Origin of the sequence: Bradyrhizobium sp. LMTR 3 (assembly GCF_001693485.1) — a bacterium.
Lineage (GTDB): Bacteria > Pseudomonadota > Alphaproteobacteria > Rhizobiales > Xanthobacteraceae > Bradyrhizobium.
On the sequence record NZ_MAXC01000033.1, the window covers coordinates 1 to 12,419 of the forward strand.

Genomic DNA, 12,419 nt, shown 5'->3' on the forward strand with positions numbered 1-12,419 from the left:
CCGACGTTGCCAGCCGTGCGCCACGCCATCCTCGAACTCATCGCTCGACTACCGCCGCAGCGATGCCCGCATTGCCGAAAATGGATTTGCAACGAGCGGCGGCGTGAGTAAATCTGCCAAAGTAGTGCTAGCCGCTGTCGCCAATTTCCACTTCTTCCCGAAATCTTTCTACTTACCAACCAATCGTGAACGGCATGAACTCGCCCACCTTCACAATTGTTGGGGAGCACGTCGTGAGATGGGTTCTACCTGCTCTCATGGACGATCCAGTCAAACAGCCGAAGTACTGGCGTGATCGCGCAAAGGCGACACGCGCGAAAGCGAAGCAATTGCGCTACGACCCCCGCAAAATGCGTCGAATGCTGCGAGTCGCTGAGGAATACGACAAGTTAGCTGATCGTTGTGCTGAGTGGCAGGGCAACTCATCGGAACGGCGTGAACAGGTCCCTGTACGAATAGCCAGCAATGACCATTCGCCCTGATCCTCCCGCTGTCATCGCTATGCAATATTTGATGTGGGCAATTGAGTACATCGACAAAACCGGCGATCTCAAGGCTGCGCGCCACGCCCGCCTTGCCTTGGAAGCGCTGCGCGAGCGCGCCCCTCGATCAACTGATACTGGCGAGCACGCGCCCTAGGCCTCGCCGGTCCCAAGTCCCACAGCCCGACGCCAAAAAAGACCCCAGCCGGGGGAAGCTGGGGCCGCTCTTGAAACGTGCCAACCGGGGACGTTGGTCGGCACACACGGCTAACGGCTCTTGCCCGGTGGGGTTCCACGAACGAACCAGCGATTTCGGGATTTCTTAGTTCTGCCTGGCGCGCGTTACTGCCTATGCTTCTCAAGTTCGAAGGTGAACTTAGCCTGTAGCACAGGGCCGCTGCCGTCGCGGACTTGGATTGACATCTGATGACCAAGGATGGTTTCGGCCCCTGTCCATACTGCGTGCCTTGCGATATCGACCAGCGAGCGGGCAGCTTCAATCTGGACGGCCCGCATGTTTGGCAGCTCCAGTCCTTCTTCATCGACGGCGAGTTCGTTGTTCTCGCACAAGTCGAAATAATAGCGTGGCATGCGCGTCGAGATTCCAAGCAGCGAAACCGAAGGGGAAGCGCGTGGAACAACGGATAGTTCCAAAGGAAAATTGGACACGTACACGCCGAGCACCAAGAGCCCAGCTCGGGACGTGAAGCTGAGACACCCTTGAGAACCAAAAAGGGCCACGCCGAAACCACAGCACCGGACAGTGTCTCTCGCTACAACAAAAGTTAGCCGCGCTAGGTCTGCAGCATGCCCCCGGAACCCAACGCCTGCACCGACATTGGCTTTGTTGGAGCGCGAATGTCGATGCGGTACTGCGCCAGGTGCGACAATACGCGGTGGGTTTGCGAAAACAATTTAGATCGGCCGTTTTTGGGTGGAAGGGCCTGCGGTTGCGGCGGCGCTGGCGCGCCTTGCCCGGCCTGCAACAACGTCGACGCGACAGATCCGGACGACGTCCCCGCAATGCCTAACGGCTTTAAGCCCGATATGAGTTAGCGCTTCGACGGAGCGACCAAACCACCTTCTAATATCACCGAGCACTAGCGAAACATCCGCCGATTTTCTTAGGAACGATCAGGCTTAGACTGTGTTGCGCGTCTGTGCCGGTAGTGACGGCACACGCAAACATTGACTTTGCTCCAAGTGAACTGACGGCCCCTGATCCCCCCGGGGGGCCGTTTTCGTTTCGGCGGTCTTAAGGGACGAGGCCGCCTTGACCGTGTTGAGCCCCTGTGCCGAAAAGAGAACGGCACACTCTAATGGTCAATACTCAAACTAACGGCCCCCGATGATTAGGGGCCGTTTTTTGATGTCGCTAGGAACGATCCCGTCGCCGCTGGGTTGCGCCTCTGTGCCGTTTGATGCGGCACTTGCACAAGGAACTGTTCCTGTGACTACGGCCCCTGCGCTCCAGGGGCCGTTGTTGAGAACGATCCCGCTCAGCATCTGTTGGTTTGGATAGACCGGAGGGGACAGCCACGCCACGAAATCGAGACGGCCCCGCGTGAGTAGAGCCGTCTCCCGCTCACCACGGGGCGGCCGTGAGCGAGCGCGCCGACGCTAACCGGAGGCCTCCGACGCCGCGAGTGCGGCATCTATGTCGCCGTCGGCGGCGGACCATGACTCCGAAGCCCGCTCCGTAAAAGTGAGCCGCTCTGACCTAGCGCCCGGATCGTCCCAAGAAAAAGCCCGCCGGGTGAGGCAGGGGCTTTCGTAGTGGTTCGCGGAATTCTGGTCGGGCCTTGCGAAACGAGCGTATCCTTACCGCCGTTTCACCTTCCTTTTTCTCGACGTCGCAGCTCGGGTGATGGTCTTCCCCGCCTTTTTGACTCGCCTGCTAGCCGCCTTCGTCGCTTTTTTTGCCGCTTTTCTTACCCCCGCCGTCGCCTTTTTTGCCCTCCGTGCACTCGCAGCTCGGGTGATGGTTTTGCCAGCCTTTTTGACGGTCCTTGGAAGTCGCTTGGCGACCTCCTGCTTTGCTTTTTTTGCTGCTGCTCTTACCCCTGTCTCGGCGAGGTTACCGGCGGCTTCAGCCGCCATGTCAGTCATCTGATCGATAATCGGCTTTTTCTCGTTATCTGTTTTCTCCGTATCCATATTGAGGTTCCCTCTCTCTTCAGGGGGCGAACGCATGGCTGCACGGCTCGTTCCTAAGCGCTCCATTCCCCCGTGCCCTCCCGCTGGGGCTGTGCCTCCTTCATGAAATCTACCGGTCCATTACAGCGGTCCGTTCGCGTTCTTCGCGATTTCTCTCGATTGTCGCAATCGTCTCAGGCGTCTCGAATTCATCTTCTTTGATCAACGCCGCGACCCATTCGCAGTCGAGATGAACAGCGGCCCGGCTTGAACCCATCGTGATGTTTTGTTCGAGTGAGGCGAGACTGGTTGCGGGCTTGGTTTCTTCCGACCTAGCCGGGAGAACTCCTTGCGCGCTTACTGCCAGGAGCGCGACCAAAAGGTGTCGCATGGGTTTGCTCCAGCTTCGTGACTTGATCAATCAACGGCACGCTGCGGAGCTGGTTCCGGCGACTGTTCCTGCCGGGAATGTCCCCGACCTCTAGTGCGTCCCAAATCCCGGGCCTCGCAAGAATAATCCCATAAGTCCGGTGCCGGGCGGTCAAAGGTTCCGCATGGAACTAAGGTCCAAGCATCACCGCAGGATGGGCATTTACCGGTGACGAGAACGCTCGGTTGCGCTCCCGCCTTCCTCGAATGGAATGGAGCAGCGCCATGCAGCAACGACGCCGTTTCAAACAGACCCAGTCACGACGCCTTTTCTCAGACTGGGCTCTGAAATCCCCGTCCAGAGAGGAAGGTGCAATGCGTGTGCCACAGGCGCATGACACCACGGTAAGAAGCGGAAACGCCTCGCAGTATAGTGCGCTGGAGCTGCGCTCAATGACGCCCGTCCAAGGGTGCTCATCCGCTAGGCACGTCAATGTCATAATTCCGTAAAATGTAGGGCGCTGCTACCGGCGGAGAATAGCGAAAGCGAACCGTCTCGTTGGAAACGCGTTGTAGATGCCCTGAATTTGAGACCCGGCACCTTTGGAATGAACATTGATTTGAAGAAGCTCTTCGAGCGGCGGAAGAGATGATGTCTTCGGCGGGCCGTATGCAACGGATGTTTTGTCTCATCGATCGACCGAAGCGCGCCTTGCTACTTGAGGCGACCACATTCAATTTTTACGCCGAAATGTGTCTCAACCCGTCTTCCAGTTTGAAGCCTCCTGCGATTTTCGCGCTACCCGGGCCTCACGGTACACTGCAGCTAACCGGGCAAGTCGCATCTGCAGGGAGGTGAAGAAGGTGGCAGCAGCCGCAAGCGCGTCGAGCGCCGGCTCGTTAGGAACGCGATCGATGGTGGTGGGTTGAGACATGTCGCATCTGGTCCCCCGCTGCGACTCCTCAGTCCAAGACGGGTCTCAGTGAGCTGGCTAGGATCTCTTCTCGCTTTCTACGTTGCGATGCCGATTTCCTTGATTGCTTGAGCAGCAATGTCGGCCGGGTCGCGGATGCCCGTCTGTGCGACTTCGATGATTTTCCTGGCTAGCAGCTCTGCCAGCGGGTCACCCCGGTCAATAATGCCGATGGCGCGTAATGCTTGCTCATAGGCGGTCGTCAAGCGGCCAATCTCTTCCGGTCCCATCGGCATATTTTGCAGCAGGCGATAAATGGGCATCGGTATCCCCTGGCTTTGGGTAGTATCATAGAGGTTCGCAGATGGAACGCCAGACACCGGAACAGCCTTTTGTTCAGTACTGAACAGACGTTGCCATCTTTTCCCGCTTCTATTTTGGACGCCAGACAGGCCCCACTTGTCTGGCTGTAGAAGGAAAGCGACTTGAATGGCCTCGGTGCACGGCTCGCGCTGGGGCCATTTTATCTGGCCAAGCCAGCGCAAACCGATCCGCGTCCTCAGCGTCTGGTGGAAGCGATATCGCATCCTCACCCCTGTGCGATTACTAAGCCCAGGAAGGGTCTTAGCGGAGAGGGGCCTCAAAGGCGGAAGGTGCCACAGCCTCAAAAATTTTCGTTCTGCTCCTTGAAACTTTTTCCCGGCTTCCAAATTTTTTTGTCGCCGCAGACGTTGCGGTCGGGGCGCCTGCGGGGCCCCGAAATCAAGGCGGGCGCCGGAAGGTGTCCGGTGCCAGCTCGTACCCAACTTGCTCTTTGGAGGATTTGGCTATGAGGTATGATTGGACTCCCCTGTGGAGGTCGACCATTGGCTTCGACCGCCTGTTTGACGTGCTCGACGAGGTCCAGCGGACCGCCGAAGAGAGCTATCCCCCCTACAACATCGAACGGCTCGACGAGAACCGCTTCCAGATCTCGGTGGCGCTTGCCGGGTTCACACCGGACGAGGTGACCCTTACGGTGGAACAGAACGTCCTGACGTTGGAAGGCCATAAGGCCGAGAAGGACGAGAAGACCTTTGTGCATCGCGGAATGTCGACACGCTCGTTCAAGCGCCAGTTCACCCTGGCCGACCACGTCGAGGTCAAGGGCGCTCGCTTCGAGAATGGTCTGCTGGTCATCGAGCTTCAACGCGAGATTCCCGAGGCCATGAAGCCGCGGCGCATTGCCATCACGGGCGCAAGCACCGGGCAGGTCAAGCAGATCGAGGGCAAGGCCGCTTAACCGACCCGCGGCTTTGGACCGATCACTGCCGCGCGGAGATTTCCGCGCGGCCATCCCTTAACGCGTCTCATGATTGGAGGCAGCCATGCGGACGACGCCCGCGCACGACAACGTCTTCGATTTCAACTCTCTTCTTCACCCTGGCTCAGTGTTCGCGCACCCGCGCGACGTGGTAGCGCATCTGGAACTAAGCTTGGCCGAGAAGCGCGCCATCCTCGCGTCATGGGCTTCCGATGCTTCGGCGATCGCGTCTTGTCCAGCACTTCGCGCGCCGGATGAACTAAAGGCTCCCGTTCATATCGACGAAATTCTCGAAGCGCTTTGCGCGCTGGACGGGAACGGCCCGCGCCGCCCGCCAGGTGGCAAGCCCATGCGCCTGCGTTCAACCGAGCGGCGAGCGGCAGCCTGACAAGGAAGGAGACAACGATGGAAATGACCGAATCGCACCGCGACGCTGAGCGGATCGAAAAGGCCTCGGCGCAAATCTACGCCGCGAGGTTCGTATGTGGAGGAAGGCGCGTTCCCTACGACATGGAATGACCGAGACGGGCGTTCCTGTCGTGCGGCACGCCTGCTTAGGTCAGAAAAAACCAAAAGCGGTCGACTGATCATGCCATACCACGTCTATACGAAAGGGGACCCTGGTGCGTTCGGCGTCATCGTCGAAACGGCACGGGAAGCGCTCGCCAAAGCCGCGCGGAAGCATCCTCACACATTCGGCTGTCAGTGGCTCGCCGAAGCAGGGCGGCATTTGAGCACTCTGCTCAACAGACGATACTCGAGTAAATCACGAAGGCGTCCAGTCGATGGGCCATCTAACCTTTGTTGTGTCCCAGCAGCGTCCGTTAGGCACATACTTTCCTCATCACCGCACGGTAGTATGGCAGTCATCGGTGATGAGAACGCCTTTCGCGCTCCCGCCTTCCTCGAACGAACGGAGCAGCGTATGGTCATCAAGCGTCGCCGGTTCAAACAAACCCAATCACTTGAAGAGCGTCTTGCTCAAGATACATTGAAACTGCGCGAGCAAGCTAAGAAGCTGCCGCCTGGTCCCGCTCGGGCCGATGTTGCGCGTAGGATCAGACAGAACGAGGCTGCCTCGCATTTTTGCGAATTGCTTCGTTCGCCAGAGCTCGAGCTTTCCGAGTAAGGACTTTTCGATCACTAGGTATCAGGCGTACTTTGTCGGATCGGACGGGAGTTTCGCTCACTGCCGCGCGTTTACATGCGACACGGACGCAAAGCAGCTGATCGAGGGGCGACCGGTGGAGCTTTGGAGCGGCGCGCGAGTGGTGAAGCGTCTCGCCCCTCTGGACGATAGCCAGGCCGTTCCATGCGAAATCGATGAAGAAAGCCAGTGAAACTGCCTTGAGGTCAGGGCCGACCGATTGCTGCCATCTGAGCTAGCTTGCTAATGCAGCTAACTTTGGTTGTGGCCGGAGACGTCTATCCGGTGCCGTGCTTCGGCGTGGCCCTTTGTGGGTGAAGGGCTGGCCTCCAAGGGCCTCAGCTCCACGTCCCGGAGCTGGGTGCTAGCCTTGGCTTCGACCATATTGCTCGGGATTGCTAGTCACGAACTCTTCCCATAATTCTCCCATCAGTCTCATAACATCCGGCACTGGATAGGCCTTCGCATTTGCGGGCTGATTAGCGAGCTGGCCCACTCGAAATCTTCCCGAATATGGGTTACCGGGAGCCGGGATGAAGGCGCCTTCGGTGGGCTTATGAACGACCCCATCCCGGGTGACGTTGAACTGGTTGCGTGTGACAAGTGCACTATCCATGTCCGGGCAACCGGAATAAACGGGCGGAGTTCCTAATTCCTTGGCGGCGATTGAGCGTACTGCACGGCAAGTTCGACACGGAAGCACGCAAGGAAGCCGACCGGCTCGCCTGCGAGGCGTAGAACAAGCGCATGCTCGGCTTTCCCGACTATGATCCAGCGGCCGAAATAGACGCCGGTCTGGCATTGGGCGAAATCGTCACCTAAACTCCTCGATCAGCGCCTTCCAGCCGAGCGCATCGTTCCTCATCAGCAGCAAATCGCCAAGCGCGGCCAAGTGGTGTGGCAATTCGCAATCGGGACGGGCATTCATATTATTGACGAACGAGGCGACCGCGTTTCTGAGGTCGCCTCGGTCGAGATAATCGAAGGCTCGTTGCTTACATCGCTCGACATATTTGTCGCGCGGAACATCGGCAATAATTGAACGATCCATTTATTGGCTCCCAACCGACCAGAGCATTGAATGAACCGCATTTGACCTGTCGGTTCGAAAAGCAACAAACAGACGCTTTTTAGTCCCAGTGTGGGGATTAGGACACAAACGCGCGCAAGCCGAGCCGTACATGGTCGGGCGATCATCGCTCCCGGAAGCGCGACGCGCTGATCGCGTTGCACGAATTGATACAGGGTGCGATTGACGACATCGATCTGAATGAAAGGCCGAGCGAGTGACCCTACAGCCGCTGCACGCGGTTGATGTTGCGAGGCTGCTGACCTGTCCTCCGGCCATGGTCTTGCAGCGGCCCCCCGCCTTCTGACGTGGCCGTATCGCCTCAGACTACTTGGGCCGGCGACCGCGAGGCGCAAACTTTGGGGGCTGCAATCGATCGGCCGCACTCCGTAGCTGGCCAGCTTCCTTGAAGGCCTGAGAGCGAGCAAGGCCCGGCGGCAGGTTGCGGGCATATTCTAGTGCTGCATCAGCTGCCGCATCTGCCTGTTCAAAGTCGTTGTTATCATCGCTCACTTCTTTGCCTCAGGCTGAAGACGATACGGCTACTTTCGTGTTCCGAACAACCTGTCAGCGGATTTGTCCAGCCGTCTGTCTCCGGCGGCGGAGTTAAGGTATCCAACCAGTTCTCCGGTAGGCTTATAGATTTTTTGTCCTCGGAGATCATAGAGCTTCTTACCCGCCAGATCGTAGATCTGGTTTCCTCGGACGTGGGCAACATGATGCCCGTCGCTGCTGTAGACCTTGCCGTCCATCATCCGCTCTTCTCTGGCCGATTTTTTCGAGCATGCCGGAATGGACTGTGTCGCTGCGCACTCGAATCAACAAGCGCGAACTTGAGCTTACCGGGAAAAACAGGCAAGATGTAACGAATCGATAGCGCAGCATTTTGGTCTCGACCCGCCCCGACTACGATCTGAGCACTCGCGCAGCTCATCCTGAGTAATGCGTAGATCGCTGCTGGCTCAGCCCAGCGACGGCTTTTGCCTGCGGCAATTGGCGGAGGTCCTTTTTTCGCCGGATTTCTGTCAGCATCATTTCGTGTATTTGAAAACTTATTAGGAGAATTGACGCGGCAATCCTGAGCGGCTAGGGCGTCGACCATCGTTCCGAAACGCAGTACGCTTAGCGTCTTGCGTCTCGCAAGATCACGCCAACCTCGAGTCGAACACGTCACGCACCTCGCGGCAGCGCCGCTACCCAACGTTCGTGTCTGCTGTGCCGATCTCATCCGTTGAAGAGATGATCCGCAAAGGCTCTTTAGGCGCACTCAGGCTGTCGACGGCCTGCGCAATGGTGTCATCGTCGGCATAAGTCACCATATGCCCGGCCTCATTCACGAGATGCAGATCGGAGTGGCCGAGCACTTGATGTAGACGTCGGGCCTGCTCGGGTTCGATAAGCTGGTCCCCTGTTCCGTGGAAAATATGGACCGGACACTGAATGGTTGAATAGCGGGACTGCAGTCGCGCCACTTCCGGAATGAGAAATGCGCTTTCCTCCGCCGCCGCCCTCAGTTGCTTCGGCCGAACCGTCAGCGAGGCTGGAAAGCGATACCTGAAATTGCCCGGAACGGGGCGAGGCGAGAAAAGCTTACGAAGCAATGCAGGCAGTGTGGCCCACGAGATAATCGGGGCCACGGTGTAGCGCATCAAATCACCCAACACCGGCACTGCTGGACCTGACATCATCCAGAAGTCCCACCGCCGTGTCGGAAAGTAGTAACCGGAGGCAAGCACAAGACCACGGACGGGGTAGTTATCGTGCAATCCGATGGCGACGGCAACTAGCGCACCCCATGAGTGGCCCAATACGACGGGCTCGCGCACACCGAGTTGGCCAAGGGCCTTCACGAACAGCGCCGCCTGGGATGTCGAGGTCCATGCGCGCGCGCGGGGCCGTTGACTGTATCCGAAGCCTGGCCGATCGAAGCATAGAACCCGGTTGTGGCGAGCAAGACGGTCGACAAGCCCGCTGATGATGAGATCCTGGATCAACGAGCCGTTGCCATGGAACAGCACGACGCTCGGCGCTACCGGATCCCCACGCTCGAGGAAATGAAGCCGCACGCCGTCACACTCGATGAAACTACCGATGGGCGGGTTCTTCCGTTCAGCTACGAACGAGAACACGATGTTTCCGATCACTAGAACAAGAAGAATGCTCACAACAATGAAAACGATTTCAGCTGAGTGCATTTGGTGAGCCTCATAACGTGAGTAGCCTGCCGAATACGGCAGTCGAAGCGCCCGTTTGCAGCATAACTATGTTACGTAGCCCATGTTCCTAAGCGACGTCGATGATCGCGGAAAAGCCTAGCAGACTTGGGAACGGTCGCATCCAGATCGCGTTGCTCGTGCGGGAGTTGAGGCAAGTCATTAATCACCGGAGAACGAAGATGACAAATCCACGCCAGGAGGAAAAGTCTACACAAGGTATGGAAGACGCAACCCGCCGGGCCGGCGAGAGGACCGCTGAGCAGACCAGTCGTATCGGACAAGCTGCAGCCGATCAGACAGCGCGTGTTGGGCAAGCTGCGGCTGAAGCTGGGGAGGAGGTGGCTCGAGCAAGTGCCAATCTGATCAAGCAAAACGTCGAGACGTTGCAGAACGCATGTCGCTTCGGCCTGGACGCGGCGACCTCAGTCATGGGCCGATCTACCGAGCAGTTTGGTCGCACGCTTGGCCTGTCAGGAGAAGGTGTGCAAGAGGCAACGGAGCGGTCAGCTCGCAACGCGCAAACCATACTTTACACCGGCACCGCTGCTGCCAAGGCGATGAGTGGAATGTCTCAAGAGTACTTCGAAATGATTCGACATCAAGTTGAGAAGAACGTGGGCCGCATGAACGAGTTATGGGCTTGCCGGACTCCTCAGGATTTTGCCGCTATACAGAGTGACATGGTGCGAGAGACGGTGGAGACCGCTCTGGAGAGCAGCCGACGGATTGCGGACATGTCGCTCAAGATGGCCGATGAGGCCGGAAGGCATATCAAAAAAAGTATGGAGGAGATTGGACGGGCGGCCTAGGCGAGGTTTAATTGCGAATTGAAAAGAGCGCCGACCAGTCGGCCGCTCTGGCGGTTTAGGCATGCGGAAGACCAATCCACGGAGGCGGCCTCTGGATGCGATCACGCGGTATAGGCGGTCTGCTGCTAATTCAACGAGTGGATAAATTCAAACGACCTCGGGCCCCGGTCTGAGAAGTGCGCGGCTGGTGCCCCAGTCGGCGCAGCGCCCGGCTGACAAAGTGGGCGCTGAGGCACGCCTCCATGCCGACCACGCTTGGGGGGCAGCCGTCTGAAGGTCTCAACGAGCGCCAGTCGCTTGATCTTACGACGAAAAGCAATCTTGCCGTCCGTGCCAAAACCAACGACGTGGAAGACTTCCTTCCCGATGTCGATGCCGACCGAGGCCAAGGGTGCAGAGGTGGTGTCCATGGGCTGCTTCTCCGGATGCTGCGGGGTAGTCTTTGCAGACTATCCCCGTGGGGAAAGCAGCCCGTCCATCCCATTAGCGGAAGTCGCGCCTTTTGACGCTCACTTGATTCCCAGAACGTCCTTGAGCTCTGCCGCTTTCTTCATGCACTCTTGCTCGTTGCCAGCCGCGGACAACTTGCGGGCTTCGGCAATCAGCTGGTTGGCATTTTCGGCGCTCTGGGTGCCGCGCTTGGTAACTTGCTCCTGATGCGGTCAAGTGGGAGTCACAGCCGGTGCCGTTGAGCCGGTGGTTTCAGGCTCACCGCTCTTTTGCTTGGCGGCCAGAACCTCCTCTTGGTGCTTGGTCCCCGGCATTCCCGTTTCGCTCGTGCTCGCGCCGGTCCCGGCGGCTACAACATTCTGTTCGAGCGCTTTCAGTTCTTGGTTACAATCAGCAGACGCTGGCGCCGCGAGGATAAGGGCGAATGCTGCTGTGATTGCTATGCGTGTGGACATCTGAACCTCCTGCTTGAGGTTGTCTCTCGCTCGAAATGAGGGATGCAGGAAAACGTCCATAGATCTTCGCTGGTTCCTTCAATCTGGCTACGATCTGGTCTGCAGAGGTCGACTGTCTGGCAATACAGAGCGGCACCGATGGTCAGGCCCACTGGTCGCAAAGCGTTGTTTCTCGATAGTCGAGACTCGGGGTTAGATCTCCTTGTGAGCCCTAAGCAGGCATCCGGTTGGCCACAAAAAGGCCCACAGTGTTATGAGCGCTGGGGCCTTTTATCGCTTAGCTGGAGATGCGCTGCCTAGCGTATCATGCCACCTCGTGACTCCCAGTACGTCGGTGTCCCGTAGTACTGGTGGGTGCGCGTTTCCCAGTCTCTGTCCTGCCACGAGTCATCACTGAACTCTGGCGCGTCCCTCAGCTGTTGTTCAGTGATAGCGGTTTGAAAGCCACCAAGCGACGTATCGTAGGTAAGAGCAGCCCAAGGAATGGGATAATGGCTGTGCCCCAACCCAACGAATCCGCCAAAGCTCATGACGGCATAAGCTACGCGGCCTGACACCTTGTCGATGATGAGGTGATCAATCTCACCGATATTCTTTCCATCTGCTCCATAAACCTCGGTTCCTTGGATGTCTTCGCTCGAGATGCATTGATGATCCGGATGTGCTGTTGCGCGGGCCATGACTGGGCTCCCTCAAAGGTGGGTTTGATCGAATTAACTCGACCCGAATGGGGGCGTTCCTGCTTCCAAGAACATTTCAGCGCTCATTACCGATCTATCGTCGCAGACACCGAATTAACAACCGCAAGTCGGGATGAGCGCGGCACATCAGCCGGCAGAGGCGCCGCGGACTTCTAGCGGGAGCGGCAAAGCCCGAAGCGCGAGAAGGCCGAGGTGATGGCTGCGTTCGCCGGCCACAAAGATGAGGTTACCGCCGGCTCCGCATCGAGAGCCAAGCGCAGTGAAGCATCCGGGGTGCCCTTCAAAGCCGCCGAAACGATAAGACCTATACTCCCGCAAAGCGTCATAAGGTCCTACAGAACGAAAAACGGCCCCGAAACCCGGGGCCG

At 58.1% G+C, this 12,419-nt stretch carries 14 protein-coding genes and 1 pseudogene; 6 read left to right on the forward strand and 9 right to left on the reverse strand.

The window, feature by feature from the left end; translation table 11 throughout:
* Together LMTR3_RS38945 and LMTR3_RS38625 are read left to right on the forward strand one after the other, a co-directional pair.
* Positions 1-295 (forward strand): hypothetical protein (locus tag LMTR3_RS38945; RefSeq protein WP_210184723.1); only part of this gene is annotated, 295 nt, incomplete at its 5' end.
* 170 nt (positions 296-465) lie between these two features.
* Entirely contained in the window at positions 466-639 is a 174-nt protein-coding gene (locus LMTR3_RS38625; RefSeq protein WP_176721956.1) for a hypothetical protein, read from the forward strand.
* A gap of 185 nt (positions 640-824) precedes the next feature.
* Here LMTR3_RS38625 and LMTR3_RS20730 read toward each other — a convergent pair whose 3' ends face one another.
* The 4 genes from LMTR3_RS20730 to LMTR3_RS20740 all read right to left on the reverse strand — a co-directional run bounded on the left by LMTR3_RS20730 (position 825) and on the right by LMTR3_RS20740 (position 4,224).
* Positions 825-1,166, reverse strand: a complete 342-nt coding sequence (locus tag LMTR3_RS20730; protein WP_349643818.1) for a DUF6894 family protein — start codon at positions 1,164-1,166, stop codon at positions 825-827.
* Between the two features lie 1,137 nt (positions 1,167-2,303).
* Complete coding sequence (locus LMTR3_RS20735; protein WP_176721957.1) at positions 2,304-2,705, reverse strand: hypothetical protein; 402 nt, start codon at positions 2,703-2,705, stop codon at positions 2,304-2,306.
* Between the two features lie 1,040 nt (positions 2,706-3,745).
* The gene (locus LMTR3_RS38630) at positions 3,746-3,922 is read right to left on the reverse strand and encodes a hypothetical protein (protein ID WP_176721958.1); all 177 of its coding nucleotides are present in this window, start codon (positions 3,920-3,922) and stop codon (positions 3,746-3,748) included.
* Between the two features lie 77 nt (positions 3,923-3,999).
* Positions 4,000-4,224 (reverse strand): helix-turn-helix domain-containing protein, encoded by a 225-nt coding sequence (locus LMTR3_RS20740; protein ID WP_065747334.1) that lies wholly within the window; start codon positions 4,222-4,224, stop codon positions 4,000-4,002.
* Positions 4,225-4,730: 506 nt separating this feature from the next.
* Between LMTR3_RS20740 and LMTR3_RS20745 the strand changes: the two genes are divergently transcribed.
* The 3 genes from LMTR3_RS20745 to LMTR3_RS20755 all read left to right on the forward strand — a co-directional run bounded on the left by LMTR3_RS20745 (position 4,731) and on the right by LMTR3_RS20755 (position 6,333).
* Complete coding sequence (locus tag LMTR3_RS20745; protein ID WP_065746896.1) at positions 4,731-5,183, forward strand: Hsp20 family protein; 453 nt, start codon at positions 4,731-4,733, stop codon at positions 5,181-5,183.
* An 85-nt stretch (positions 5,184-5,268) separates the two neighbouring features.
* Positions 5,269-5,592, forward strand: a complete 324-nt coding sequence (locus tag LMTR3_RS20750) for a hypothetical protein (RefSeq protein ID WP_065747335.1) — start codon at positions 5,269-5,271, stop codon at positions 5,590-5,592.
* A gap of 471 nt (positions 5,593-6,063) precedes the next feature.
* Complete coding sequence (locus LMTR3_RS20755; RefSeq protein ID WP_349643814.1) at positions 6,064-6,333, forward strand: hypothetical protein; 270 nt, start codon at positions 6,064-6,066, stop codon at positions 6,331-6,333.
* A gap of 832 nt (positions 6,334-7,165) precedes the next feature.
* Here the strand turns inward: LMTR3_RS20755 and LMTR3_RS20760 are convergent.
* The 3 genes from LMTR3_RS20760 to LMTR3_RS20770 form a co-directional block, all read right to left on the reverse strand.
* Positions 7,166-7,402, reverse strand: a complete 237-nt coding sequence (locus LMTR3_RS20760; RefSeq protein WP_065746897.1) for a hypothetical protein — start codon at positions 7,400-7,402, stop codon at positions 7,166-7,168.
* Positions 7,403-7,962: 560 nt separating this feature from the next.
* The gene (locus tag LMTR3_RS20765; protein WP_245319958.1) at positions 7,963-8,175 is read right to left on the reverse strand and encodes a 4-fold beta flower protein; all 213 of its coding nucleotides are present in this window, start codon (positions 8,173-8,175) and stop codon (positions 7,963-7,965) included.
* Positions 8,176-8,613: 438 nt separating this feature from the next.
* Complete coding sequence (locus LMTR3_RS20770) at positions 8,614-9,615, reverse strand: alpha/beta fold hydrolase (protein WP_065746898.1); 1,002 nt, start codon at positions 9,613-9,615, stop codon at positions 8,614-8,616.
* Positions 9,616-9,815: 200 nt separating this feature from the next.
* On the opposite strand from LMTR3_RS20770, the gene LMTR3_RS20775 reads away from it, so the two are divergent.
* A complete protein-coding gene (locus tag LMTR3_RS20775) occupies positions 9,816-10,445 on the forward strand; it encodes a phasin family protein (protein ID WP_065747338.1) in 630 nt (209 codons plus the stop codon).
* 178 nt (positions 10,446-10,623) lie between these two features.
* On the opposite strand, the pseudogene LMTR3_RS40350 reads toward LMTR3_RS20775, so the two are convergent.
* Together LMTR3_RS40350 and LMTR3_RS20790 are read right to left on the reverse strand one after the other, a co-directional pair.
* Positions 10,624-10,855: pseudogene (locus LMTR3_RS40350) on the reverse strand (IS110 family transposase); the annotation flags it as partial.
* A gap of 791 nt (positions 10,856-11,646) precedes the next feature.
* A complete protein-coding gene (locus LMTR3_RS20790; RefSeq protein WP_065746900.1) occupies positions 11,647-12,030 on the reverse strand; it encodes a PRC-barrel domain-containing protein in 384 nt (127 codons plus the stop codon).
* Positions 12,031-12,419 lie beyond the last annotated feature (389 nt).